We start from the raw sequence: 21108 nt of genomic DNA on the forward strand, positions 1-21108 counted from the left end.
CTTGTCGGGAACCCCTGTAAGACCTCCCCGGGTAAGAGCTATAACCTTCCTCCCATGTAACCGCCGCATTTACTGTATGGAACTCGGGCAGTATAGGACTTCGATTTGTTAAGCAAACTCGTCCATTCCAATTCAGCCTTCTATGCGGTTTCTGTTCGTCGGTTCGGGATTTTGCCTCCGGCTTCCTTCAGATTCCACCTCACGGTGGACACCCTTGCCATCAGCTAACAGTTCCTACTGCCAAGCCTGTAGTGGACTTTCACCACCAAGTTATAGCCCATGCCGGGCGCACTTAAAAAACCCTTTCCGACTGAAACCGGAAAGGGCCGTATGCATGAACCTCTATTAGTAGGCGATTCCCACACGCTTTTTTGTGTATTCTCTGCTTTTGATCAGGCCATAAGCGAATTCTGCGGTATCCGGCACGGAAATCTTGCTGCCGCCTTCCGGCAGGAAATCGGTTTCTGTCCGGTAGTTGCCCAATCGTTCGCCGTCCGGCAAGTACGTCGGACAGACGATGGTCCAGTCGAGAGTGGATTCCTTTAACAAATGGTAGACTTTTTCATGTTCTTCGGCCGCACGGGTCGTTTTGCGCTTGGATTCACTTGAACGATAGCGCAGGACATCCGGGGTGACCCGGCTCTGCAGGATTCCGGCAGTCCCGATGGTAATAATGCGGCTGATCCCTTCCGTTTGCATGGCTTTGATGATCAGCGGCATGCTTTCCGAGAGCGTCGTGCCTCCGTCCGTATTGAGGGCACTGATCACCACGTCCATTCCTTGCATGGCGCTCGCAATCGCTTCCTGGTCTAATACATCACCCTGGGTGACCGTCAGACGTTCATCGTTGATCTGGACCTTCCCCGGCGTGCGGGCAAGGACGGTCACCTGATGTCCGTCGCGAAGCGCATGCCCGACGATGTGGCTTCCGACCCGTCCGGTGCCTCCTAATATCAAGATCTTCAAGAATGAGCCTCCTCTCTCCTTAGTTAAATAATGGATGTACTATAAAATCGACACTGAGAAGCAAAGCAACACGAAACCAATAAGGAGTAACCAGGAACGAATTGATTGAAAGAACATCCACCGTTTTCTTGTCTCCTTCCAATCAGCGGGCGGATTGTCTGCATCCCATTGTTGGATTGCCTTGTTAATCGGGACATTGTAAATAATAGTTAGTATCGTTGCTATAATGAACATACCAGCAGAAGCAAAACGGCTAGTGAGCTCGATCTCTCCAAGTTCTTTAGTAAATAATGCGAAAGACAAAGTTAGAATCACACTTGCAGGCATAAGGATGGGCATAATAAGTCCATATGTTTTCAGTGAACCTTGTTCAAAACGTATATGTTGCTTTTGAGGTAATTGACGAATAATCGGATGTACTAAAGCATATGAAGTAAACTCTGCACAAGCAGTAAAGCCGGCAATGATCAATGTAATAAACCCTAAGAAATCCAAATTGTCATCCCTTCCATTATTCGGCCATTAATTTCTTCATTACTGCACAGGTTTTGGATATTATTTTCTTAACAAACCACATTATATTACACTGCGAATAAAAAACCTCTCTCCAATAAATAAATTGGAGAGAGGTTTTTGCAATTCGATTAGCGCTTCGAGAACTGAGGTGCACGACGCGCGCCTTTGAGACCGTACTTCTTACGTTCCTTCATACGTGGGTCACGTGTGAGGAGACCTGCGGATTTGAGCGCAGGACGGAAGTCAGGGTCTACCTGAAGCAGGGCACGGGCAACGCCATGGCGGATTGCGCCGGCTTGTCCAGTGTATCCGCCGCCGTTGACGTTAACGAGAACGTCGTAGCTGCCGAGAGTTTCAGTCGCTACAAGCGGTTGCTTGATGACTTCACGGAGTGTTTCGAATGGAATGTAATCTTCTGCGTCACGGCCGTTGATTACGACTTTGCCTTCGCCGGGTACGAGGCGTACGCGGGCAACGGAAGTCTTGCGGCGGCCTGTGCCGATGTATTGAACTTGTGCCAAAGTGGTTCCTCCTCTTAATTACCCGCGAAGTTCGTAGACTTCCGGTTGTTGTGCTGCGTGTGGGTGTTCAGCGCCCGCGTAAACATGAAGTTTGCGGTACATCTGACGGCCGAGCGGGCCTTTTGGAAGCATGCCCTTGATGGACGTTTCGAGAAGCTTTGTAGGGTACTTCTCGCGCATTTCGCCTGCTGTACGCTGACGGATGCCGCCCGGGTGGCCTGTGTGACGGTAGTAGATCTTGTCCTGGAGCTTGTTTCCAGTCATTTCGATCTTTTCTGCATTAATAATGATGACGTGGTCGCCTGTGTCCACGTTCGGAGTGTACGTTGGTTTATGCTTGCCGCGCAGGATTGCTGCGACTTCGGACGATAGACGGCCGAGCGTCTTGCCTGCTGCGTCGACAACGAGCCACTTGCGCTCGACTTCTTGGGCTTTCGCCATGTACGTTGTACGCATTTGTTAGTCCTCCTAAATTTCACTCAATCAAAAGTTCCGAGTTCCGATTCTCTATCCCAAACACAAAGAAACCTTACCGGGGCATTCTTAGTGGGGTTATCGAAATACCGTTTATCATCATACCTTGAATTGGCATTGAAGTCAACCATTTTTGTGTGTACACCAGGAAAAGTTGTTTCATTGCCCGTAGCGCACGTTTTCGAGGTACAAACCCTGTGCCTGCGCGGTTTTCCCGGCCCTGGACCGGTCCTTTGCGGCGAGGATGCCGGGGAGGTCGCCGGGATCCAGTTCTCCCTTTCCGCACATCCAGAGCGTGCCGGCGATAATGCGGACCATGTTGTACAGGAAGCCGCTCCCGCTGATCACCATATGGAGCTCTTCTCCGTGCCTTTCGAACCGGATCGATTCGACGGTGCGGACTTTGTCCTCCACATCGGTCTTCGCCGAGCAGAAGCTCGTGAAGTCATGCGTGCCGACCAGGTGCCGTGCGCCCTCTTCCATGCGGGAGACATCCGGCTTCACACCGAGCGACGGTGTCGTGAAATACCGCCTGAACGGGCTGATGACGTCGGACAGGTGCCAGATATACCTGTAGGTCTTTCCCGTCGCCGAGAAGCGCGCGTGGAAGCTGTCAGGCACCGTCTCCGCGGAGAGGACACGGATGGCCCCCGGAAGCCGTGTATTGAGCGCCATGGCCCAGCGGCCGTCCGGGATGCCGAGCGGTGTATCGAAGTGGACGACCTGCCCGCTCGCATGCACGCCGGCATCGGTGCGGCCGGATGCATGCACACGGACCGCCTCCCCCTTATGGATCACGGAGAGCGCCTGCTCCAGCTCGCCCTGGACGGTGCGTCCCTTCGGCTGGATCTGGTAGCCTTCGAAGCCGCTCCCGTCATAGGCGATGATCAGTTTGATGCGTGGCATGGGACTCTCTCCTTTCAGGTGTTGGGGCGGTGTTTCTAGTGTGTAAGTCCGAAACCGGAGTGCTAAGACCAGAATGCATGCTGTAAGTACGAATCAGGACGGCTAAGTACGACTGGACGCTGTAAGTACGAATGAAAGGCTACCGTTACTCCAGTTCCGGCGCCGTTACTCCAATTCCAGCTACCGTTACTCCAAACCGGACGCTGTTACTCCAGTTCCGGCGCCTTTATTCCATCCAGGCCGGTTTTATCCGAATCCTCACATGCCGGCATGGTCATCCCCGCAGGAACCACAGGGCCACGATCACCGCGAGCAGGATCAGCAGCGCCGTGGTATCCCGCCAGTCCCATTTTAATTGACGGTAGCGGGTCCGCCCTTCTCCCCCCCGGTAGCCGCGGACTTCCATCGCGACGGCGAGGTCTTCGGCGCGCTTAAAGGCGCTGACGAAGAGCGGGACAAGCAGCGGGACGACCGCCTGGATGCGTTCCTTCATCGTGCCCGACGAGATGTCTGAGCCCCGGGCAAGCTGGGCCTTCAGGATCTTGTCGGTCTCGTCCATCAGGGTCGGGATAAAACGGAGCGAGATCGACATCATAAGGGCAAGCTCGTGGACCGGGAACTTCACTTTCTTCAGCGGGTTCAAGAGCACCTCCAGCCCGTCCGTGATCGAGATCGGTGACGTCGTGAGTGTGAGGAGTGACGTCATCAATACGAGCACGAGGAAGCGGATCGAGATGTAGATCCCCTGCCGCAGACCTTCCTCATAGATCTTCAGGAAACCAAGCTGGAACAGCAGGTCGCCTTCTTTCGTGAAGAAGATGTGCAAAAGGAATGTGAATGCGATCAGGAACATGACCGGCTTCAGCCCGCCGATGAGGAACCCGATGCGCACCTTGGATGCAAGGATCGACAGCAGCGTAAAAGCGAGCAGCAGCGCGTAGCTCACGGTATTGTTCGCAAGGAACACGGCCGCAATGAAGATGAAGACAAAGATCAGCTTCGATCGGGGATCGAGCCGGTGGACAAATGAATCTCCGGGAATATAGCGGCCGAACACCATTTTCTCCATCATGATGCGCCGCCCCCCTTCCCGAGATCCGCCGCGAGATAGGCCGCGAGCTGCTCTTCCGTGAGTGCCGGTGGGCCAGGGGGCAGTCCTGCGCCTTCCTCGTACAGCCGCTGGAAGCTGACCGTGCGCGGGACGCCGAGGCGCCATTCTGCGAGGCGCTCCGCATCCGCGAACACTTCCCCGGGCGGCCCCTGCAGGACGTCCATGCCGTCATGCATGACGATCATGTGGTCCGCATAGCGCGCGGCGTCCTCCATGCTGTGGGTGACGAGGATCGTCGTCATGTCCCGCTGTTCATGGAGTTCATAGAACAGGTCCATGATCTCCTTGCGTCCGGCGGGGTCCAGCCCAGCGGTCGGCTCATCCAGTACGAGCACATCCGGCTCCATCGCCAGCACCCCGGCGATCGCCACGCGGCGCATCTGGCCGCCGGACAGGTCAAACGGCGACTTTTCCGCCGTCCCTTCCGGAAGGCCGAGGCGTTCGATCCACCTGAGCGCCCGGGCTTTCGCCTCTTCTTCCTCTACGCCGAAGTTCAGCGGGCCGAACATGATGTCCTTGAGCACATTCTCTTCGAACAGCTGATGTTCGGGGAACTGGAAGACGATGCCGACTTTGCGGCGGATCGGCTTCAGCTGCTTGCCCTTCGTTTCCTTGGTGACTTGGGTGTCCCCGATCCGGACGATGCCCGCCGTCGGCTTCAGGAGGCCGTTCAGGTGCTGCAGGAGCGTCGATTTGCCGGAGCCCGTATGGCCGATGATCGCCGTGTAGGAGCCTGACGGAATGCGGACATTCACGTCATGGAGCGCCTGCTTCTGGAACGGCGTACCCGCCGCGTATGTGTAGCCTACCTGTTCGAGCGCAATGTCCATAGCTGCTCCACCAACTTCCGTTCCGTCATTGTTCCGGGCTCTGTTCCGATCCCCTGCTCCCCGAGAAGCGCGGACAGCCGCATGGCGAACGGCAGATCAAGCCCGAGCTCCGTCAGTGCCTCCCCTTTCAGGAAAACTTCCTGCGGCGTCCCTTCCGCGAATTTCCGGCCGCCGTTCATGACCACGACGCGGTCCGCAAGCAGGGCCTCCTCCAGGTCATGGGTGATCGAGATGACGGACAGGCCCGTCTTCTCCCTCAGGTCGAGGATGACCCGGATCACTTCCTCGCGCCCCTGGGGATCGAGCATCGAGGTTGCCTCGTCCAGGATCAGGAGCCTCGGCCGGAGCGCCAGTGCACCCGCGATGGCCACACGCTGCTTCTGGCCGCCCGACAGGTGCTGCGGCTCATGGTCGAGGAAGGTGTCCATCTTGACCTGCTTCAGCGCGTTCTGCACGCGGAGGGTCATCTCCTCGAACGGGATGCCGTTGTTCTCCAGGGCGAACGCGACATCGTCCTGCACGGTCGCTCCGACAAACTGGTTGTCCGGATTCTGGAACACCATGCCCATCTGCGAGCGTTTTTCCCAGAGGTTGTCCTCCGTGAGCGTGTCACCGAACAGGCCCACTGTCCCCTCCTGCGGGAACAGGAGGCCGATCATGAGCCGTGCCAGTGTGGACTTGCCCGAGCCGTTGTGGCCGACGACGGCAATCCACTCGCCCGCATGCATATCGAACGAAACGCCGTCGACTGCATGGCGGCCGTCAGGGTCGTCCGGTGTATAGGTAAAACGGACGTCCTGAAGGGACAGGATCCGTTCCATAGTCATTCCTCCTCTGCTTCGCTCAACTCTGCTGTCTATTGTAACGGAATCTGCGGGTCGTGTCGTCCGGCCCCTGCGGGTTTGGCGCGCACTTCGGCGGCCTGTGGGAAATATGTCAACGTTTCAGTCGGATATGGCAACGTCTCAATGAAATATAGCAACGTCTCAGCCGAATATCGCAGCGTCTCACCGCCAAACGCTCCGCGGCGCCTTCCCGCTTCCGTCATTATGTAAAAAAAAAGCGCGCACCCCAACTGGTGACTGCGCTTTTGTCGTATGGCATGACCCGGCGGCTGCTCACACCGCCGGGACCATGATGGGGTGCGGAGAGCTAGACGGGACGCAAGCAGTTGCTCCGCCCATCATAACGCTCAGCTTTTTCATTTGCCGTATAAATCATTATAGAAAGAAAAGGGTGCCGTCCATACTCAGGTAACCGCACACCCTTTTCCGTTGACGCAATTAAACGAGTTCGATGATGACGACCGGTGCGCCGTCACCGCGACGAGGGCCGACCTTCATGATGCGTGTGTAGCCGCCCTGGCGCTCAGCGTAGCGAGGTGCCACATCGTCGAACAGTTTCTGCAGTGCATAGACCGTTTGTTCGTTGCCTTCTTCGTCAGTCGTCGTAACGAGTTCGCGACGGATGAATTCGGCAGCCTGACGGCGTGCATGGAGATCACCGCGTTTTCCGAGAGTGATCATTTTCTCAACGACGGAACGGAGCTCTTTCGCACGCGTTTCAGTCGTCTGCAGGCGTTCGTTGATGATGAGATCGGTTGCGAGGTCACGAAGCATCGCCTTACGCTGGGAGCTTGTACGACCTAACTTTCTGTAGCCCATCGAGTTTCCCTCCTTTTGGGTGAATTGGATGGTCCGCTATGGACGATTTATTCTTCCGTACGCAGGCCGAGTCCGAGATCTGTCAGCTTCGCCTTGACCTCTTCGAGGGACTTGCGGCCCAGGTTGCGCACTTTCATCATTTCATCTTCGGTCTTGTTCGCGAGCTCAAGCACCGTATTGATGCCGGCACGCTTCAGGCAGTTGTAGGAACGGACGCTCAGGTCGAGCTCCTCGATGGTCATCTCGAGGACCTTCTCCTTCTGGTCTTCTTCCTTCTCCACCATGATCTCGACGGACTGTGCTTCATCCGTGAGGCCGACGAAGATGTTGAGGTGCTCGGTCAGGATCCTGGATCCGAGCGAGATTGCCTCTTGCGGCCCGATGCTGCCATCGGTCCAGACGTCGAGGGTCAATTTATCGTAATCGGACAGCTGCCCGACACGTGTGTTTTCCACCTGGAAATTGACGCGTGAGACTGGGGTGTAAATGGAGTCGATCGGGATCACGCCGATTGGCAGATCTTCACGTTTGTTGCGGTCAGCCGGAACATAACCGCGCCCGCGCTGTGCATACATGCGCATGCGGAGGTGACCGTTCTTGCCGACGGTTGCAATGTGCAGATCCGGATTGAGGATTTCAACGTCGCTGTCATGCGTGATGTCTGCGGCCGTTACCTCGCTCTCGCCCTTCACATCGATCTCGATGACTTTTTCGTCGTCCGAGTAGATTTTAAGGGCCAGCTGCTTCACGTTCAGGATGATCGATGCCACATCTTCCACTACGCCGTCCACCGTCGAAAACTCGTGGAGGACTCCGTCAATCTGGATGGATGTTACAGCGGCACCCGGCAGTGAAGAAAGAAGAATCCGTCGCAGGGAATTCCCCAGGGTGGTTCCGTAGCCCCGCTCAAGCGGCTCCACGATAAACTTTCCATAGGTGTTCTCCACAGTCTGTACAGCTTCAATCCTCGGTTTTTCTATTTCGATCATTCAAATTCACCCTCCCTCAAAACGTCCATGAATGGCAGTTCCTATTGGAAATCGATATACAAGACAACTATTGCACTCTCACAAACCAGTTTATCCGTAAATCGTGTTTCTCAATCAATGGACGGACAGCCATTATACACGGCGGCGTTTTGGAGGACGGCAACCGTTGTGAGGAACCGGTGTTACGTCGCGGATCGCAGTGACTTCAAGGCCTGCAGCCTGCAGTGCGCGGATTGCCGCTTCACGGCCTGCACCAGGTCCTTTAACCGTTACTTCGAGAGTCTTCATGCCGTGCTCCATCGATGTGCGTGCAGCAGTTTCTGCAGCCATCTGGGCAGCGAACGGCGTGGACTTACGGGAGCCCTTGAATCCGAGTGCACCTGCGCTCGACCAGGATACTGCGTTACCTTGAGTGTCCGTGATCGTGACGATTGTGTTGTTGAAAGTGGAACGGATGTGTGCGATGCCGGATTCAATATTCTTTTTGACGCGGCGTTTACGCGTTTGTTGTCTACGTGCCATAGTGTGAAGTTACCTCCTTTACTAATTATTTCTTCTTGTTTGCGACTGTCTTGCGCGGGCCCTTACGGGTACGTGCGTTGTTCTTCGTGTGCTGACCGCGTACAGGAAGGCCGCGGCGGTGGCGGATTCCACGGTTGCTGCCGATTTCCATCAGACGCTTGATGTTGAGGTTCGTTTCACGGCGAAGGTCACCTTCAACTTTCAGGCTGTCGATTTGTTCACGGATCTTGTCGAGCTCGGCGTCAGTGAGGTCGCGGACGCGAGTCTCTTCGGAAACGCCTGCGCCGGCGAGGATCTTCTGGGAAGTCGTTTTACCGACTCCGTAGATGTAAGTGAGAGCGATGACTACGCGCTTCTCGCGCGGTACGTCTACACCAGCAATACGTGCCATATATTCGTGCACCTCCTTAGGGTTTAGCCTTGGCGTTGTTTATGTTTCGGGTTTTCACAGATTACCATGACCCGACCGCGACGGCGGATGACTTTGCACTTTTCGCAGATCGGCTTAACAGATGGTCTTACTTTCATCGCATAGAACCTCCTTATCGTCCGGAGTGCTTAGATCATTTGTAACGGTATGTGATACGGCCACGGGTCAGATCGTAGGGGGAAAGTTCCACTGTCACACGGTCACCCGGCAGGATCCGGATATAGTGCATCCGCATCTTTCCGGAAACGTGCGCAAGGATCGTATGGCCGTTTTCGAGTTCCACTTGAAAATTAGCTCCTGGCAGAGTCTCGACGACCTTGCCTTCCACTTCGATTAAATCATCTTTCGCCATCCATCATCATCCCTTCATGTTAGAATCAGGTCTCTCTTCGTCCCGCTGCGCCCTACCTTCAAACATATGAACGGTCTGCATGAGAGATGTCCGAAAGACTACCAATGGATTCCGCTTCCCAGTCCGAAAAGCGGACGGATCCACGGTCCCCATTATACCTTGTTCCGGACTGCATTGCATGGACGGAGTCCCGCCATGCCTGCATTTCCGCGCCATGCCCGCCGTTCGCAGCGGCCGGCGGACATGGTCTGCCGTCACATGCCATAAAACAGGATCGTCTCGCCTCCCCGGCACGGGTTCAGTTGCCCCGGAGCAGCCGGTCGATGTCCTCAAATACGACTTCGATGTCCTGCTGCCCGTCGATGTGGGTCAGAACGCCTTTGTCGCCGTAGTAGGCGAGGAGCGGTTCACTCTGTTTCATATTCACTTCCAGGCGGTTATTGACGGTCTCCGGGTTGTCGTCGGCGCGCTGGTAGAGCTCCCCGCCGTCCTTGTCGCAGACCCCGTCCTGTTCGGGAGGGTTGAAGACAAGGTGGTAGGAAGTTCCGCATTCTTTGCAGATGCGGCGGCCGGTCAGCCGTTTGACGAGTTCGTCATGCTCCACCCGGATATTGATGACATGGTCGATCTTCCGGCCGAGCCCGGACATGATTTCGTCCAGTGCTTCCGCCTGTGCGACCGTCCGCGGGAAGCCGTCCAAAAGGACGCCTTGCTCGCAGTCCTGCTTCGACAGGCGTTCACGGACGATGCCCACGGTCACTTCATCAGGGACGAGCGCCCCTTCATCCATGAACTGCTTTGCCTTCAGACCGAGTTCCGTTCCCTCTTGAATAGCGGAACGGAACATGTCGCCTGTAGAGATATGAGGGATTTCGTACTTCTCGACAATCCTGTCCGCCTGGGTGCCTTTACCGGCGCCCGGCAGGCCCATCAATACGATGTTCATACGTCGTGCCCTCCTACAGTGTTTTGTGCCGCCGGCCGGAACCGGCAGCAGATCACTTCATAAAGCCTTTGTAGTGCCGCTTGACGAGCTGGGATTCCAGCTGTTTCATCGTCTGGAGCGCAACCCCGGCAACGATCAGGAGGCTGGTGCCGCCGATCTGCACGGACTGCGGGAGGCCTGCCAGGTTGATGAAGAAGATCGGCAGGACCGAGATGACCGCAAGGAAGAGCGCTCCGACGAAGGTCAGGCGGTTCAGGACACGGGTCAGGTAGTTCTGGGTGTCCTGGCCCGGGCGGATGCCCGGGATGTAGGCGCCCTGTTTCTTCAGATTGTCCGATACGTTCTCAGGGTTGACCTGGATGAACGCATAGAAGTACGTGAAGGCAATGATGAGCGCTACATAGATGATCATCCCCACCGGCTTCGTATAGTCGAAGATTTCGATGATCGCCGCCGTCCAGCGGTTCTGGCCGAAGAACGATGCAATCGATTGTGGGGTTATGATGAACGCGACGGCGAAGATGACTGGAATAACGCCGGCCGCGTTTACTTTCAATGGCAGGTGGGTCTGCTGGCCGGCCTGCTGGCGGCCGCGGCCCGTGACACGCTTGGCATACTGCACCGGAATTTTCCGGAGCGCCTCCTGGAAATACACGACGCCGACCGTGATGGCGACGACCGCGAGTGCAAGGAGGATCAGAATGAGGATGTTCAGGAACAGCTGGTCCCCTGCATCCTGGATCTGCTGCGCATAGATCTGGTTCACCGCATTCGGGATCGCCGCAACGATACCCGCGAAGATGATGATCGAGATCCCGTTCCCCACCCCGTTCTCGGTGATCTGCTCACCAAGCCAGAGGAGGAACGCCGTGCCTGCTGTCAGGACAACTGCAATGACGAGGTAAGTCGCAATGCTGTCGTTCTGGATCAGCGTGCCGCCGTACATGCGGTTAAAGCCGTACGACATGGCGATCGACTGGATAAATGCCAGGACGATCGTGAAGTATCTGGTGAACTGGGCCAGCTTCCTCCGGCCGACCTCGCCCTGTTTCGCCCACTCGGCGAATTTCGGGACGACATCCATCTGGAGGAGCTGGACGATGATCGATGCCGTGATGTACGGCATGATGCCCATCGCCAGAATGGAGAAGTTCGCGAGCGCACCGCCCCCGAACGTGTTCAGAAAGCCGATCAGGCTGAATTGATCGGCTGCCTGGAGTGCCGACGCGTCCACGTTCGGCACCGGGATGAAGGTCCCGAGCCGGAAGACGATGAGCAGCGCCAGCGTAAATAGGATTTTCTTCCGGATTTCCGGAACACGCATAAAGTTGGAGATGGTCTCAAACATTAGATCACCTCGACGGAGCCGCCTGCGTTCTCGATGGCCTCTTTAGCGGAAGCAGAGAATTTGTGAGCCTGTACAGTAAGCTTTTTCTCAAGCTGACCGTTGCCGAGGATCTTGATGCCGGATTTCTCCTTGCTCACGACGCCTGTTTCGAGCAGGAGCGCTGGAGTGACTTCCGTGCCTTCTTCGAAGCGGTTAAGCGTTTCGAGGTTCACGATGGCATATTCCTTGCGGTTGATGTTCGTGAAGCCACGCTTAGGCAGGCTCTGGAAAAGAGGCATCTGGCCACCTTCGAAGCCGAGGCGTACACCGCCGCCGGAACGCGAGTTTTGACCGTTTGCACCGCGGCCGGACGTCTTGCCGTTGCCCGAACCAGGTCCACGGCCCACACGGTTGCGTTCTTTGCGGGATCCTTTTGCAGGTTTCAGTTCATGCAGTTTCATTTGACTGGCACCTCCTTATGATTTGATGAAAGATTAGTTTTCTTTAACTTCGACGAGATGGCCGACTTTGTTCAGCATGCCGCGGATCGCAGCGTTGTCTTCGTGTTCGACCGTTTGGTTCGTCTTGCGCAGACCGAGAGCTTCAACCGTTTTGCGTTGAGCCGGTTTCGCCCCGATCACGCTCTTCTTAAGGGTGATTTCGAGCTTAGCCATTAGTTTTCCCCCCTCAACCCAGCAGTTCTTCTACGGATTTGCCACGGAGTTTTGCAACTTCCTCGGCACGCTTGAGGTCCTGAAGACCTGCGATCGTTGCACGGATGACGTTGATCGGCGTGTTGGAACCGAGGGATTTCGAAAGGATGTCCGTGATGCCTGCAAGTTCAAGTACTGCGCGGACAGGGCCGCCGGCGATAACACCGGTACCAGGGGCAGCAGGTTTGATGAAGACGGAGCCTGCACCATAACGTCCGGTCACTTCGTGTGGCGTTGTGCCCTTGACCATAGGAACGTTGATGAGGTTCTTTTTCGCATCCTCGACTGCCTTGCGGATCGCATCCGGAACTTCCTGTGCTTTACCAGTACCAAAACCGACACGGCCATTCTTGTCGCCGACGACGACGAGTGCCGTGAAGCGGAAACGACGTCCGCCCTTTACGACTTTCGCTACGCGGTTGATCGTAACTACGCGTTCTTCGAACTCACTTTTCACTTCATTGCGACGCATGTGTATGGGTCCCTCCTTTTAATTAGAATTCGAGTCCGTTTTCACGGGCTGCATCTGCCAGAGCCTTCACACGGCCGTGATAGAGGTATCCCCCACGGTCGAAGACAACAGATTTGATGTTCTTTTCAACAGCTGCCTTGGCGATTGTTTCGCCGACTTTCACTGCTGCTTCAGTGTTCGAAGTGGAACCTTCGAAACCTTTGTCCATAGTGGACGCACTTGCGAGTGTCACACCGTTTGCATCGTCGATCAGCTGAGCATAGATATGCTTGTTGGACCGGAAGATGTTCAGGCGCGGACGCTCGGCAGTGCCACTGATCTTGGAACGCACACGTGCATGGCGCTTTTTGCGGACCTGGTTCTTGTCCTGTTTCGTAATCATCGTGGTCACTCCTTTCGATGCCTATGCGGCATTATTTACCTGTCTTACCTTCTTTGCGGCGGACTTGTTCGCCTTCGTAGCGGATCCCTTTGCCTTTGTACGGCTCAGGCGGGCGTACGGCACGGATGTTGGAAGCGAGCGCGCCGACGTGCTCTTTGTTGTAACCGCGGACGATGACTTTCGTGTTCGAAGGAACTTCGATTTCCACGCCTTCTTCAGGAGTGAACTCGACCGGGTGGGAGTAACCGACGTTCAGGACGAGCTTGTTGCCCTGTTTTTGCGCACGGTAACCGACACCAACGAGCTCGAGGGACTTTTCGAAGCCTTTCGAGACGCCTTCGACCATGTTGTTCAGGAGCGAACGGGTCGTTCCGTGGATCGCGCGGTGTTCTTTGTTGTCGGACGGGCGTGTGAATGTGATCACGTTGCCGTCCTGGTTGATCGTGATGTCACTGCTCAGTTTGCGAGTGAGTTCGCCTTTCGGGCCTTTGACCGTGACCGTGTTGTCATCCGCAATGGTGACAGTCACGCTTTCAGGCACTTCGATCAGCTTATTGCCAATACGGGACATGTGTGTGCACCTCCATTCGTTTGTAGCAGATTACCAGACGTATGCGACGACTTCGCCGCCGACTTTCTTAGCACGTGCTTCTTTGTCGGTGATGACACCGTGAGAAGTCGAGACGAGGGCGATGCCCAGGCCGTTCAGGACTTTAGGGATTTCGTTTGTCTTTGCGTATACGCGCAGACCCGGCTTCGAAATACGCTTCAGGCCCGTGATCACACGTTCGTTGTCCTGACCGTATTTGAGGAAGATCCGGATGATCCCCTGCTTATCATCTTCGATATATTCAACGTCGCGGACAAATCCTTCGCGTTTCAGGATTTCGGCGATCTCTTTTTTCATGTTGGAAGCAGGAACTTCCAGCTTTTCATGGCGTACCATGTTGGCGTTACGGATACGCGTAAGCATATCTGCGATCGGATCACTCATAGTCATTGTGTTGTACCTCCTTCCCAGGTATAGGGATTACCAGCTGGCCTTCTTGACGCCAGGCAGTTGCCCTTTGTATGCAAGTTCACGGAAACAAATACGGCAAAGCTTAAATTTACGATATACGGAGTGAGGACGTCCGCAACGCTCGCAGCGTGTGTATTCCTGCACTTTGTATTTCGGTGTGCGCTTTTGCTTCGCGATCATCGATTTCTTAGCCACAATTTCGCCTCCCTTTCGTTTACTTTTGGAATGGCATGCCGAGCTGCGTCAGGAGCTCACGGGCTTCTTCGTCCGTGTTAGCAGTCGTGACGATGACGATGTCCATGCCACGGACTTTGGATACTTTATCGTAATCGATTTCCGGGAAGATCAGCTGTTCTTTGACGCCGAGCGTGTAGTTGCCGCGGCCGTCAAACGCGTTCTTCGATACGCCGCGGAAGTCGCGGACACGCGGAAGCGCGATGGAAACCAGCTTGTCGAGGAAATCATACATGCGCTCACCGCGGAGCGTTACTTTCGTACCGATCGGCATTCCTTCACGGAGGCGGAAGCCGGCGATCGATTTCTTCGCTTTCGTGACGACCGGTTTTTGGCCGGAGATGATTTCGAGGTCCTCTACAGCGGAGTCGAGGGACTTGCTGTTCTGGACAGCGTCACCGACACCCATGTTGATGACGATCTTTTCGATTTTCGGCACTTGCATAACCGAGCTGTATTCAAACTTGCTCATGAGAGCAGGTGTGATGTCTGTTTTGAATTTCTCTTTCAGGCGGTTCATCAGGAGTACCTCCTTCCTCTAAGTCGCTTATTTCTTGTATGGGTCAGCAATGATCTCGCCGGATTTCTTGGAAACGCGGACTGTGACCATTTTGCCGTCTTGTTCTACTTCTTTGTAGCCGATGCGAGTCGGTTCGCCCGATTTCGGATCAAGCAGCATTACGTTGGAAACGTGGATTGGGGCTTCTTTGCTCACGATGCCGCCCTGAGGGCTTTCCTGGTTCGGCTTTGTGTGCTTCTTGATGATGTTGACACCTTCCACGATGACACGGTCTTTCTTAGGGAATGCAGCAAGGATGACGCCGGTTTTCCCTTTGTCTTTTCCTGTGATCACCTGGACTTTATCACCTTTTTTAACGTGCATTCTCTTGCACCTCCTTGGTTGGCACTACCCTATGGATTAAAGAACTTCCGGAGCGAGGGAAATGATTTTCATGAAGTTGTTGTCGCGCAGCTCACGTGCGACAGGTCCGAAGATACGCGTACCGCGCGGGCCTTTGTCGTCACGGATGATGACGCATGCGTTCTCGTCGAACTTGATGTAAGAACCATCTTTGCGGCGGACACCGCTCTTCGTACGGACGACAACTGCCTTCACGACGTCACCTTTCTTAACAACGCCACCTGGTGTTGCTTTCTTGACGGTGCAGACGACGACGTCGCCGATGTTCGCTGTCTTACGGCCGGAACCGCCGAGCACTTTGATCGTGAGGACTTCACGTGCGCCGGAGTTGTCAGCGACTTTCATACGACTCTCTTGTTGGATCATCGAGGGTACCTCCTCTCAAGTTAAATTCCGATCAGATGATAATCGCTTTTTCAACGACCTCTACAAGGCGGAAACGCTTCGTAGCGGAAAGCGGGCGAGTTTCCATGATGCGGACGATGTCGCCTGTTTTTGCAACATTGTTTTCATCATGAGCTTTATATTTTTTCGAGTATTTCACACGTTTGCCGATGACAGGGTGTTTCTTGTAAGTCTCGACAACAACCGTGATCGTCTTATCCATTTTGTCGGAAACGACGCGGCCTGTGTAAACTTTGCGTTGGTTACGCTCAGACATGCTTGCAGCCTCCTTTTATCAGTTGTTGGCGCTGAGTTCGCGTTGGCGAATAACTGTCTTCATGCGCGCGATCGACTTGCGCACCTCACGAATGCGAGCTGTGTTCTCGAGTTGGCCGGTAGCAAGCTGGAAACGCAGGTTGAAGAGCTCTTCTTTCAGCGACTTCACTTTTTGTTCGATCTCAGCAGTGGTCAGATCACGGATATCCTTAGCTTTCATTCGATTCACCACCAATTTCTTCGCGTTTTACAAACTTGCTCTTAACCGGCAGTTTGTGCGATGCGAGACGCAGCGCTTCACGGGCAACCTCTTCAGAGACCCCAGCGATTTCAAACATAACACGGCCTGGCTTCACGACAGCCACCCATCCTTCAACGGCACCTTTACCGGAACCCATCCGGACTTCAAGAGGCTTTTTCGTATATGGCTTATGAGGGAAGATCTTGATCCAGACCTTACCGCCACGCTTCATGTAACGGGTCATGGCGATACGGGCAGATTCGATCTGACGGTTGGTGATCCAGCCGGCTTCAACAGCCTGGAGGCCGTACTCACCGAAGTTCACTGTGCCGCCGCCTTTTGTTTCTCCGCGCATTTTACCGCGGTGTACACGACGGTGCTTAACACGTTTAGGCATCAACATGATCAGTTGCCTCCTTCCTCGGATTTCTTCTTCTCAGGAAGGACTTCACCGCGGTAGATCCATACTTTTACGCCGAGTTTGCCGTATGTTGTATCGGCTTCCGCGTGAGCGTAGTCGATGTCGGCACGGAGTGTATGGAGCGGTACAGTACCTTCGCTGTAGTGTTCGGCACGGGCGATGTCGGCGCCGCCGAGGCGTCCCGATACCATTGTGCGGATCCCTTTAGCGCCTGCACGCATTGTGCGCTGGATCGCTTGTTTCTGGGCACGGCGGAACGATGCACGCTGTTCAAGCTGGCGGGCGATGTTTTCTGCGACAAGTTTCGCATCAAGATCTGCACGCTTCACTTCAACGATGTTGATGTGCACACGCTTGCCTGAGAGTGCGTTGAGTTCTTTGCGGAGCGCTTCAACTTCAGAACCGCCCTTCCCGATTACCATGCCGGGCTTCGCTGTATGGATCGTGATGTTCACACGGTTCGCAGCACGCTCGATCTCGACCTGGGACAGAGAAGCGTCTTTCAGGCGCTCATCGATGTACTCGCGAATCTTAAGGTCTTCATGGAGAAGAGTTGCATAGTCTTTTTCTGCATACCATTTCGACTCCCAGTCACGGATGACTCCGAGTCGCATACCATTTGGATGTACTTTTTGACCCACGAATTATCCCTCCTTCTTCTCGGATACCACTACTGTGATGTGGCTAGTACGTTTGTTGATTGCAGTTGCACGGCCTTGTGCACGTGGGCGGAAACGCTTGAGCGTCGGGCCTTCATCTACGAATACTTCACTGACGACGAGGTTGTTGACGTCCAGGTCGTAGTTGTGCTCTGCGTTGGCAATTGCGGATTTCAATACTTTCTCGACAACCGGCGATGCGGCTTTCGGTGTAAGTCGCAGGATTGCGACCGCTTCACCCACTTGCTTGCCCCGGATCAGGTCGACGACCAAACGGACTTTGCGAGGAGCAATCCGGATTGTGCGGGCTACGGCTTTTGCTTGTTGCATCAGGAGTACCTCCTCTCAATTAGCGTTTCGTTTTCTTATCGTCGGCTCCATGACCGCGGTAAGTGCGTGTAGGTGCAAATTCACCCAGTTTGTGGCCGACCATATCTTCCGTTACGAAAACCGGTACATGTTTGCGTCCGTCGTAGACAGCAATCGTGTTGCCGACAAAGTTCGGGAAGATTGTAGAGCGGCGGGACCAAGTTTTAATGACCTGCTTCTTCTCGTTTTCGTTCTGTGCTTCGACCTTTTTCATGAGATGATCATCCACAAAAGGTCCTTTTTTCAAGCTGCGACCCATTTTGGTACCTCCCTCCGTGATTGCCCGGCGGCCCACCCCGTGAACCGCTGAGAAACCACATTATTTTTTGCGGCGACGAATGATGTAGTCGTCCGATTTGTTTTTCTTCTTGCGGGTTTTGAGACCAAGTGCCGGCTTGCCCCAAGGCGTGACCGGGGATGGACGTCCGATTGGCGCGCGGCCTTCACCACCACCGTGCGGGTGATCGTTCGGGTTCATGACGGAACCGCGTACTGTCGGGCGCTTGCCCATCCAGCGGGAACGTCCTGCTTTACCGATGTTGATCAGTTCGTGCTGCTCGTTGCCGACCTGGCCGATTGTCGCGCGGCATGTGCCGAGGATCATGCGGACTTCGCCGGACTGGAGACGGACGATGACGTACTTGCCTTCCTTACCGAGAACCTGAGCGGATGTACCCGCGGAACGGACAAGCTGTCCGCCTTTGCCAGGCTTCAGTTCGATGTTGTGGATCGTCGCACCCATCGGAATGTTTTCGAGAGGGAGTGCGTTCCCCACTTTGATGTCTGCTTCAGGACCGGACATGATTTCCATGCCGACCTTGAGGCCTTTAGGAGCGAGGATGTAACGCTTTTCCCCGTCCACGTAGTTGATCAGTGCGATGTTCGCGGAACGGTTCGGATCGTATTCGATCGTAGCAACGCGTCCCGGAATGCCATCTTTCCGGCGTTGGAAGTCGATGACACGGTATTGGCGCTTGTGCCCGCCGCCTTGGTGGCGGACAGTCGTACGGCCTTGGTTGTTGCGGCCGCCCTTGCGGTGTTTAGGCGCGAGGAGCGATTTTTCCGGCTTGTCAGTTGTGATCTCTGCGAAGTCGGAAGCCGTCATGTTGCGTCGGCCGTTGGAAGTCGGTTTGTACTTCTTGATCGCCATTGTTTTCCCTCCTCTTGTTTTATGGGTTCAGAGCGTAAGTCTTACGCTTCGAAAAGTTCGATGTCTTTAGAGTCAGCCGTCAGTTTGACGATGGCTTTGCGGCGTTTGTTCGTGTATCCGCCGAAACGGCCCATACGCTTGAACTTGCCTTTGACGTTCATGATGTTGACTTTCTCGACCTTGACACCGAAGACTTCTTCGACGGCCTGTTTGACCTGTGTCTTGTTGGCGCGTACGTCTACATCGAACGTGTATTTTTTCTCTTCCATCGCTTGCGCGGAACGCTCGGTAATGACCGGACGCTTCAATACATCACGTGCATCCATTAACCAAGCACCTCCTGTACTTTTTCGACCGCGGATTTAGTCATGACAAGCTTGTCATGGCCGACCAGGTCGAGGACGTTGATGCCGTTTGCGGAGACGACTGTGACGCCCGGGATGTTGCGTGCGGACAGTGCCACGTTTTCATCGAGCTCTGCAGTGACGAACAATGCTTTTTTGTCGACGGAAAGATCTTTCAGGACCTGAACGAATGCTTTCGTCTTAGGTGCGTCGAAAGTGAGTGCGTCGAGTACGACGAGGCTTTCTTCGCGGACTTTCGCGGAAAGTGCCGAACGGAGTGCCAGACGGCGGACTTTCCTAGGAAGCTTGTAGCTGTAGCTGCGTGGAACCGGACCGAATACGGTGCCGCCTCCGCGCCATTGCGGGGAACGGGTGGAGCCTTGACGCGCACGGCCTGTGCCTTTTTGGCGCCATGGCTTGCGGCCTCCGCCTGCTACTTCTCCGCGCTGCTTCGTTTTGTGGTTACCCTGGCGCAGCGATGCGCGCTGGGAGATGATCGCTTCAAAAAGAACGGCTTCGTTCGGCTCGATTCCGAATACGGATTCGCTCAGTTCAACTTCGCCGACGGAAGCGCCAGTTTGATTAAGTACGGATACTTTTGGCATTGTGTTGTCCTCCTTTCCTTATTTCTTGAGGGATGCGCGAACTTTTACGAGCGACTTGCGTGCGCCCGGCACATTCCCTTTGACGAGGAGCAGGTTGCGCTCTGCGTCAACTTTTACAATTTCGAGGTTTTGGATCGTTACGGTGTCGCTGCCCATGCGGCCTGGGGACTTCATGCCCTTGAAGACGCGTGCCGGGTCAACCGGACCGAGCGAACCAGGTGCGCGGTGGAAGTGGGAACCGTGGCTCATCGGTCCGCGGGCATGCCCGTGGCGCTTGATGACACCCTGGAATCCTTTACCTTTTGTGACACCTGTAATATCGACGAAATCGCCAGCTGCGAAAATTTCTACGTTGACTTCCTGACCAACTTCATAATCGGCCGTGTCCTCTCCGCGGAATTCGCGAACGAAGCGCTTAGGCGCAGTTTCTGCTTTTGCTGCATGGCCTTTTTCCGGTTTGTTCGCGAGCTTCTCGCGCTTGTCTTCGAAGCCGATCTGGACTGCTTCGTAGCCGTCCGTTTCTGCTGTCTTCTTTTGAAGGACAACGTTTGGTGCCGCTTCGATGACAGTTACCGGGATGAGATCGCCGTTTTCAGCGAAGACTTGTGTCATGCCGATCTTTCTACCCAAGATTCCTTTGGTCATTCGTCACACCTCCTGCATTCTGTGTGTTTTTTTATTTTGTGTTGATTAAAGTTTGATTTCGATGTCTACGCCGGATGGCAGATCAAGCTTCATGAGCGCATCAACCGTTTTTGGTGTCGGGTTGACGATGTCGATCAGACGCTTGTGTGTGCGCATCTCGAACTGTTCACGCGAGTCCTTGTACTTGTGGACCGCACGAAGAATCGTGTAAACCGAACGCTCTGTCGGAAGCGGGATCGGACCCGAAACACTTGCACCAGAACGTTTTGCCGTTTCTACAATCTTCTCAGCTGATTGATCGAGGATACGGTGGTCGTACGCTTTCAAACGGATACGGATTTTTTGTTTTGCCATTACTTTCCCTCCCTTTCGCCTTTTTTCAAGACAATTCTCCACGGAAATCTCCTGCACACCGCCATGGCAAAGCGGCCGGGTGTGTCAGCAACCTCCCGCTTCATCGCAGTCAAATGACCAACATTCCGTATTATACACAAAACGGAAGAGCCTCGCAAGCATTACGCGCGAGATTCTTTGCTGGACCCTAGAATTATATAACGGTTTGGCTCAGGATGCAATCAGTAAGGAAAGAGTCGGAATATTAGGTTGCTGTGAGTGGGATTTTTATATGGAAGGAAGTCATCCTTCGGCTCCTGGGGACACTTTGTTATCTTAAATCTTCCCCAAATTAAAGAAGCTGATTTCCGTTACGGGCGGAC

Annotated in this window: 37 protein-coding genes; all 37 read right to left on the bottom strand. The window is 54.7% G+C overall.

Features of this window, described 5'->3' with window-relative positions; genetic code table 11:
- Positions 1-345: 345 nt before the first annotated feature.
- The 37 genes from C772_RS07695 to rpsJ all read right to left on the bottom strand — a co-directional run bounded on the left by C772_RS07695 (position 346) and on the right by rpsJ (position 20746).
- Positions 346-966, bottom strand: coding sequence for an NAD(P)-dependent oxidoreductase (locus tag C772_RS07695; protein WP_008298839.1), 621 nt, complete (start codon positions 964-966; stop codon positions 346-348).
- Between the two features lie 39 nt (positions 967-1005).
- Positions 1006-1461, bottom strand: coding sequence for a DUF1772 domain-containing protein (locus C772_RS16095; protein ID WP_051059422.1), 456 nt, complete (start codon positions 1459-1461; stop codon positions 1006-1008).
- Positions 1462-1610: 149 nt separating this feature from the next.
- On the bottom strand, positions 1611-2003 hold the full coding sequence (gene rpsI / locus C772_RS07705; RefSeq protein ID WP_008298840.1) for a 30S ribosomal protein S9: 393 nt from the start codon (positions 2001-2003) through the stop codon (positions 1611-1613).
- A gap of 18 nt (positions 2004-2021) precedes the next feature.
- Positions 2022-2459 (bottom strand): 50S ribosomal protein L13, encoded by a 438-nt coding sequence (gene rplM, locus C772_RS07710; RefSeq protein ID WP_008298841.1) that lies wholly within the window; start codon positions 2457-2459, stop codon positions 2022-2024.
- Between the two features lie 177 nt (positions 2460-2636).
- The gene (truA, locus tag C772_RS07715) at positions 2637-3383 is read right to left on the bottom strand and encodes a tRNA pseudouridine(38-40) synthase TruA (protein ID WP_008298842.1); all 747 of its coding nucleotides are present in this window, start codon (positions 3381-3383) and stop codon (positions 2637-2639) included.
- Positions 3384-3657: 274 nt separating this feature from the next.
- Entirely contained in the window at positions 3658-4455 is a 798-nt protein-coding gene (locus C772_RS07720) for an energy-coupling factor transporter transmembrane component T family protein (RefSeq protein ID WP_008298843.1), read from the bottom strand.
- On the bottom strand, positions 4452-5324 hold the full coding sequence (locus C772_RS07725; protein WP_008298844.1) for an energy-coupling factor ABC transporter ATP-binding protein: 873 nt from the start codon (positions 5322-5324) through the stop codon (positions 4452-4454). Before C772_RS07725 ends, C772_RS07720 begins: the two co-directional genes overlap by 4 nt.
- Positions 5300-6145 carry an energy-coupling factor ABC transporter ATP-binding protein gene (locus tag C772_RS07730; RefSeq protein ID WP_008298845.1) on the bottom strand — a complete coding sequence of 282 codons (846 nt, stop codon included), beginning with the start codon at positions 6143-6145 and terminating at the stop codon, positions 5300-5302. The genes C772_RS07725 and C772_RS07730 overlap by 25 nt, the downstream gene beginning before the upstream one ends.
- A gap of 462 nt (positions 6146-6607) precedes the next feature.
- Positions 6608-6988 carry a 50S ribosomal protein L17 gene (gene rplQ, locus C772_RS07735; protein WP_008298846.1) on the bottom strand — a complete coding sequence of 127 codons (381 nt, stop codon included), beginning with the start codon at positions 6986-6988 and terminating at the stop codon, positions 6608-6610.
- 47 nt (positions 6989-7035) lie between these two features.
- On the bottom strand, positions 7036-7977 hold the full coding sequence (locus C772_RS07740; RefSeq protein WP_008298847.1) for a DNA-directed RNA polymerase subunit alpha: 942 nt from the start codon (positions 7975-7977) through the stop codon (positions 7036-7038).
- Positions 7978-8109: 132 nt separating this feature from the next.
- Positions 8110-8499, bottom strand: a complete 390-nt coding sequence (rpsK, locus tag C772_RS07745) for a 30S ribosomal protein S11 (RefSeq protein WP_008298848.1) — start codon at positions 8497-8499, stop codon at positions 8110-8112.
- Positions 8500-8524: 25 nt separating this feature from the next.
- Entirely contained in the window at positions 8525-8890 is a 366-nt protein-coding gene (gene rpsM / locus C772_RS07750) for a 30S ribosomal protein S13 (RefSeq protein WP_008298850.1), read from the bottom strand.
- 23 nt (positions 8891-8913) lie between these two features.
- Entirely contained in the window at positions 8914-9027 is a 114-nt protein-coding gene (gene rpmJ, locus C772_RS16350; RefSeq protein ID WP_076758849.1) for a 50S ribosomal protein L36, read from the bottom strand.
- A gap of 35 nt (positions 9028-9062) precedes the next feature.
- Positions 9063-9281: a translation initiation factor IF-1 gene (gene infA, locus C772_RS07755; RefSeq protein WP_008298852.1), complete on the bottom strand. Its 219-nt coding sequence runs from the start codon at positions 9279-9281 to the stop codon at positions 9063-9065.
- Between the two features lie 298 nt (positions 9282-9579).
- Positions 9580-10227 (bottom strand): adenylate kinase, encoded by a 648-nt coding sequence (locus tag C772_RS07760; RefSeq protein ID WP_008298853.1) that lies wholly within the window; start codon positions 10225-10227, stop codon positions 9580-9582.
- A gap of 52 nt (positions 10228-10279) precedes the next feature.
- Positions 10280-11575, bottom strand: coding sequence for a preprotein translocase subunit SecY (secY, locus tag C772_RS07765; protein ID WP_008298856.1), 1296 nt, complete (start codon positions 11573-11575; stop codon positions 10280-10282).
- Positions 11575-12015, bottom strand: a complete 441-nt coding sequence (rplO, locus tag C772_RS07770) for a 50S ribosomal protein L15 (RefSeq protein WP_008298858.1) — start codon at positions 12013-12015, stop codon at positions 11575-11577. Before rplO ends, secY begins: the two co-directional genes overlap by 1 nt.
- Positions 12016-12048: 33 nt before the next feature.
- Positions 12049-12228 (bottom strand): 50S ribosomal protein L30, encoded by a 180-nt coding sequence (rpmD, locus tag C772_RS07775; RefSeq protein WP_008298860.1) that lies wholly within the window; start codon positions 12226-12228, stop codon positions 12049-12051.
- Positions 12229-12241: 13 nt separating this feature from the next.
- Positions 12242-12739 carry a 30S ribosomal protein S5 gene (rpsE, locus tag C772_RS07780; RefSeq protein WP_008298862.1) on the bottom strand — a complete coding sequence of 166 codons (498 nt, stop codon included), beginning with the start codon at positions 12737-12739 and terminating at the stop codon, positions 12242-12244.
- Between the two features lie 22 nt (positions 12740-12761).
- Complete coding sequence (gene rplR, locus C772_RS07785) at positions 12762-13121, bottom strand: 50S ribosomal protein L18 (RefSeq protein ID WP_008298864.1); 360 nt, start codon at positions 13119-13121, stop codon at positions 12762-12764.
- Between the two features lie 31 nt (positions 13122-13152).
- Positions 13153-13692 (bottom strand): 50S ribosomal protein L6, encoded by a 540-nt coding sequence (gene rplF, locus C772_RS07790; protein WP_008298866.1) that lies wholly within the window; start codon positions 13690-13692, stop codon positions 13153-13155.
- 30 nt (positions 13693-13722) lie between these two features.
- Complete coding sequence (gene rpsH, locus C772_RS07795) at positions 13723-14121, bottom strand: 30S ribosomal protein S8 (RefSeq protein ID WP_008298867.1); 399 nt, start codon at positions 14119-14121, stop codon at positions 13723-13725.
- 30 nt (positions 14122-14151) lie between these two features.
- Complete coding sequence (locus C772_RS16355) at positions 14152-14337, bottom strand: type Z 30S ribosomal protein S14 (RefSeq protein ID WP_008298870.1); 186 nt, start codon at positions 14335-14337, stop codon at positions 14152-14154.
- A gap of 19 nt (positions 14338-14356) precedes the next feature.
- Positions 14357-14896, bottom strand: a complete 540-nt coding sequence (gene rplE / locus C772_RS07800) for a 50S ribosomal protein L5 (RefSeq protein ID WP_008298872.1) — start codon at positions 14894-14896, stop codon at positions 14357-14359.
- Positions 14897-14923: 27 nt separating this feature from the next.
- On the bottom strand, positions 14924-15259 hold the full coding sequence (gene rplX, locus C772_RS07805) for a 50S ribosomal protein L24 (RefSeq protein ID WP_008298874.1): 336 nt from the start codon (positions 15257-15259) through the stop codon (positions 14924-14926).
- 36 nt (positions 15260-15295) lie between these two features.
- The gene (rplN, locus tag C772_RS07810) at positions 15296-15664 is read right to left on the bottom strand and encodes a 50S ribosomal protein L14 (RefSeq protein ID WP_008298875.1); all 369 of its coding nucleotides are present in this window, start codon (positions 15662-15664) and stop codon (positions 15296-15298) included.
- 31 nt (positions 15665-15695) lie between these two features.
- Complete coding sequence (gene rpsQ / locus C772_RS07815) at positions 15696-15959, bottom strand: 30S ribosomal protein S17 (RefSeq protein ID WP_008298876.1); 264 nt, start codon at positions 15957-15959, stop codon at positions 15696-15698.
- Between the two features lie 18 nt (positions 15960-15977).
- Complete coding sequence (rpmC, locus tag C772_RS07820; protein WP_008298877.1) at positions 15978-16178, bottom strand: 50S ribosomal protein L29; 201 nt, start codon at positions 16176-16178, stop codon at positions 15978-15980.
- The gene (gene rplP, locus C772_RS07825; RefSeq protein WP_008298878.1) at positions 16168-16602 is read right to left on the bottom strand and encodes a 50S ribosomal protein L16; all 435 of its coding nucleotides are present in this window, start codon (positions 16600-16602) and stop codon (positions 16168-16170) included. The genes rpmC and rplP overlap by 11 nt, the downstream gene beginning before the upstream one ends.
- A gap of 2 nt (positions 16603-16604) precedes the next feature.
- A complete protein-coding gene (gene rpsC, locus C772_RS07830) occupies positions 16605-17261 on the bottom strand; it encodes a 30S ribosomal protein S3 (protein WP_008298879.1) in 657 nt (218 codons plus the stop codon).
- Positions 17262-17264: 3 nt separating this feature from the next.
- Positions 17265-17609 (bottom strand): 50S ribosomal protein L22, encoded by a 345-nt coding sequence (rplV, locus tag C772_RS07835; RefSeq protein WP_008298880.1) that lies wholly within the window; start codon positions 17607-17609, stop codon positions 17265-17267.
- Between the two features lie 19 nt (positions 17610-17628).
- Positions 17629-17907, bottom strand: coding sequence for a 30S ribosomal protein S19 (gene rpsS / locus C772_RS07840; protein WP_008298882.1), 279 nt, complete (start codon positions 17905-17907; stop codon positions 17629-17631).
- Positions 17908-17967: 60 nt separating this feature from the next.
- Positions 17968-18798, bottom strand: a complete 831-nt coding sequence (gene rplB, locus C772_RS07845) for a 50S ribosomal protein L2 (RefSeq protein WP_008298883.1) — start codon at positions 18796-18798, stop codon at positions 17968-17970.
- Between the two features lie 41 nt (positions 18799-18839).
- Complete coding sequence (rplW, locus tag C772_RS07850; RefSeq protein WP_008298885.1) at positions 18840-19124, bottom strand: 50S ribosomal protein L23; 285 nt, start codon at positions 19122-19124, stop codon at positions 18840-18842.
- Positions 19124-19747: a 50S ribosomal protein L4 gene (gene rplD, locus C772_RS07855; RefSeq protein WP_008298886.1), complete on the bottom strand. Its 624-nt coding sequence runs from the start codon at positions 19745-19747 to the stop codon at positions 19124-19126. The genes rplW and rplD overlap by 1 nt, the downstream gene beginning before the upstream one ends.
- Positions 19748-19765: 18 nt before the next feature.
- Entirely contained in the window at positions 19766-20392 is a 627-nt protein-coding gene (gene rplC, locus C772_RS07860) for a 50S ribosomal protein L3 (protein WP_008298887.1), read from the bottom strand.
- A gap of 45 nt (positions 20393-20437) precedes the next feature.
- Positions 20438-20746 carry a 30S ribosomal protein S10 gene (gene rpsJ / locus C772_RS07865; protein WP_008298888.1) on the bottom strand — a complete coding sequence of 103 codons (309 nt, stop codon included), beginning with the start codon at positions 20744-20746 and terminating at the stop codon, positions 20438-20440.
- Positions 20747-21108: the final 362 nt, after the last annotated feature.

It is taken from the genome of Bhargavaea cecembensis DSE10 (genome assembly GCF_000348905.1).
GTDB classification, from domain to species: Bacteria; Bacillota; Bacilli; order Bacillales_A; family Planococcaceae; genus Bhargavaea; species Bhargavaea cecembensis.

What these genes read in the sequence shown, in the direction of transcription:
- rplM (WP_008298841.1), bottom strand. Translation starts at nt 2,459, where the DNA reads ATGCGTACAACGTACATGGCGAAAGCCCAAGAAGTCGAGCGCAAGTGG.
- truA (WP_008298842.1), bottom strand. Translation starts at nt 3,383, where the DNA reads ATGCCACGCATCAAACTGATCATCGCCTATGACGGGAGCGGCTTCGAA.
- C772_RS07720 (WP_008298843.1), bottom strand. Translation starts at nt 4,455, where the DNA reads ATGATGGAGAAAATGGTGTTCGGCCGCTATATTCCCGGAGATTCATTT.
- C772_RS07725 (WP_008298844.1), bottom strand. Translation starts at nt 5,324, where the DNA reads ATGGACATTGCGCTCGAACAGGTAGGCTACACATACGCGGCGGGTACG.
- C772_RS07730 (WP_008298845.1), bottom strand. Translation starts at nt 6,145, where the DNA reads ATGGAACGGATCCTGTCCCTTCAGGACGTCCGTTTTACCTATACACCG.
- rplQ (WP_008298846.1), bottom strand. Translation starts at nt 6,988, where the DNA reads ATGGGCTACAGAAAGTTAGGTCGTACAAGCTCCCAGCGTAAGGCGATG.
- C772_RS07740 (WP_008298847.1), bottom strand. Translation starts at nt 7,977, where the DNA reads ATGATCGAAATAGAAAAACCGAGGATTGAAGCTGTACAGACTGTGGAG.
- rpsK (WP_008298848.1), bottom strand. Translation starts at nt 8,499, where the DNA reads ATGGCACGTAGACAACAAACGCGTAAACGCCGCGTCAAAAAGAATATT.
- rpsM (WP_008298850.1), bottom strand. Translation starts at nt 8,890, where the DNA reads ATGGCACGTATTGCTGGTGTAGACGTACCGCGCGAGAAGCGCGTAGTC.
- rpmJ (WP_076758849.1), bottom strand. Translation starts at nt 9,027, where the DNA reads ATGAAAGTAAGACCATCTGTTAAGCCGATCTGCGAAAAGTGCAAAGTC.
- infA (WP_008298852.1), bottom strand. Translation starts at nt 9,281, where the DNA reads ATGGCGAAAGATGATTTAATCGAAGTGGAAGGCAAGGTCGTCGAGACT.
- C772_RS07760 (WP_008298853.1), bottom strand. Translation starts at nt 10,227, where the DNA reads ATGAACATCGTATTGATGGGCCTGCCGGGCGCCGGTAAAGGCACCCAG.
- secY (WP_008298856.1), bottom strand. Translation starts at nt 11,575, where the DNA reads ATGTTTGAGACCATCTCCAACTTTATGCGTGTTCCGGAAATCCGGAAG.
- rplO (WP_008298858.1), bottom strand. Translation starts at nt 12,015, where the DNA reads ATGAAACTGCATGAACTGAAACCTGCAAAAGGATCCCGCAAAGAACGC.
- rpmD (WP_008298860.1), bottom strand. Translation starts at nt 12,228, where the DNA reads ATGGCTAAGCTCGAAATCACCCTTAAGAAGAGCGTGATCGGGGCGAAA.
- rpsE (WP_008298862.1), bottom strand. Translation starts at nt 12,739, where the DNA reads ATGCGTCGCAATGAAGTGAAAAGTGAGTTCGAAGAACGCGTAGTTACG.
- rplR (WP_008298864.1), bottom strand. Translation starts at nt 13,121, where the DNA reads ATGATTACGAAACAGGACAAGAACCAGGTCCGCAAAAAGCGCCATGCA.
- rplF (WP_008298866.1), bottom strand. Translation starts at nt 13,692, where the DNA reads ATGTCCCGTATTGGCAATAAGCTGATCGAAGTGCCTGAAAGCGTGACT.
- rpsH (WP_008298867.1), bottom strand. Translation starts at nt 14,121, where the DNA reads ATGACTATGAGTGATCCGATCGCAGATATGCTTACGCGTATCCGTAAC.
- rplE (WP_008298872.1), bottom strand. Translation starts at nt 14,896, where the DNA reads ATGAACCGCCTGAAAGAGAAATTCAAAACAGACATCACACCTGCTCTC.
- rplX (WP_008298874.1), bottom strand. Translation starts at nt 15,259, where the DNA reads ATGCACGTTAAAAAAGGTGATAAAGTCCAGGTGATCACAGGAAAAGAC.
- rplN (WP_008298875.1), bottom strand. Translation starts at nt 15,664, where the DNA reads ATGATCCAACAAGAGAGTCGTATGAAAGTCGCTGACAACTCCGGCGCA.
- rpsQ (WP_008298876.1), bottom strand. Translation starts at nt 15,959, where the DNA reads ATGTCTGAGCGTAACCAACGCAAAGTTTACACAGGCCGCGTCGTTTCC.
- rpmC (WP_008298877.1), bottom strand. Translation starts at nt 16,178, where the DNA reads ATGAAAGCTAAGGATATCCGTGATCTGACCACTGCTGAGATCGAACAA.
- rplP (WP_008298878.1), bottom strand. Translation starts at nt 16,602, where the DNA reads ATGTTGATGCCTAAACGTGTTAAGCACCGTCGTGTACACCGCGGTAAA.
- rplV (WP_008298880.1), bottom strand. Translation starts at nt 17,609, where the DNA reads ATGCAACAAGCAAAAGCCGTAGCCCGCACAATCCGGATTGCTCCTCGC.
- rpsS (WP_008298882.1), bottom strand. Translation starts at nt 17,907, where the DNA reads ATGGGTCGCAGCTTGAAAAAAGGACCTTTTGTGGATGATCATCTCATG.
- rplB (WP_008298883.1), bottom strand. Translation starts at nt 18,798, where the DNA reads ATGGCGATCAAGAAGTACAAACCGACTTCCAACGGCCGACGCAACATG.
- rplW (WP_008298885.1), bottom strand. Translation starts at nt 19,124, where the DNA reads ATGGATGCACGTGATGTATTGAAGCGTCCGGTCATTACCGAGCGTTCC.
- rplD (WP_008298886.1), bottom strand. Translation starts at nt 19,747, where the DNA reads ATGCCAAAAGTATCCGTACTTAATCAAACTGGCGCTTCCGTCGGCGAA.
- rplC (WP_008298887.1), bottom strand. Translation starts at nt 20,392, where the DNA reads ATGACCAAAGGAATCTTGGGTAGAAAGATCGGCATGACACAAGTCTTC.
- rpsJ (WP_008298888.1), bottom strand. Translation starts at nt 20,746, where the DNA reads ATGGCAAAACAAAAAATCCGTATCCGTTTGAAAGCGTACGACCACCGT.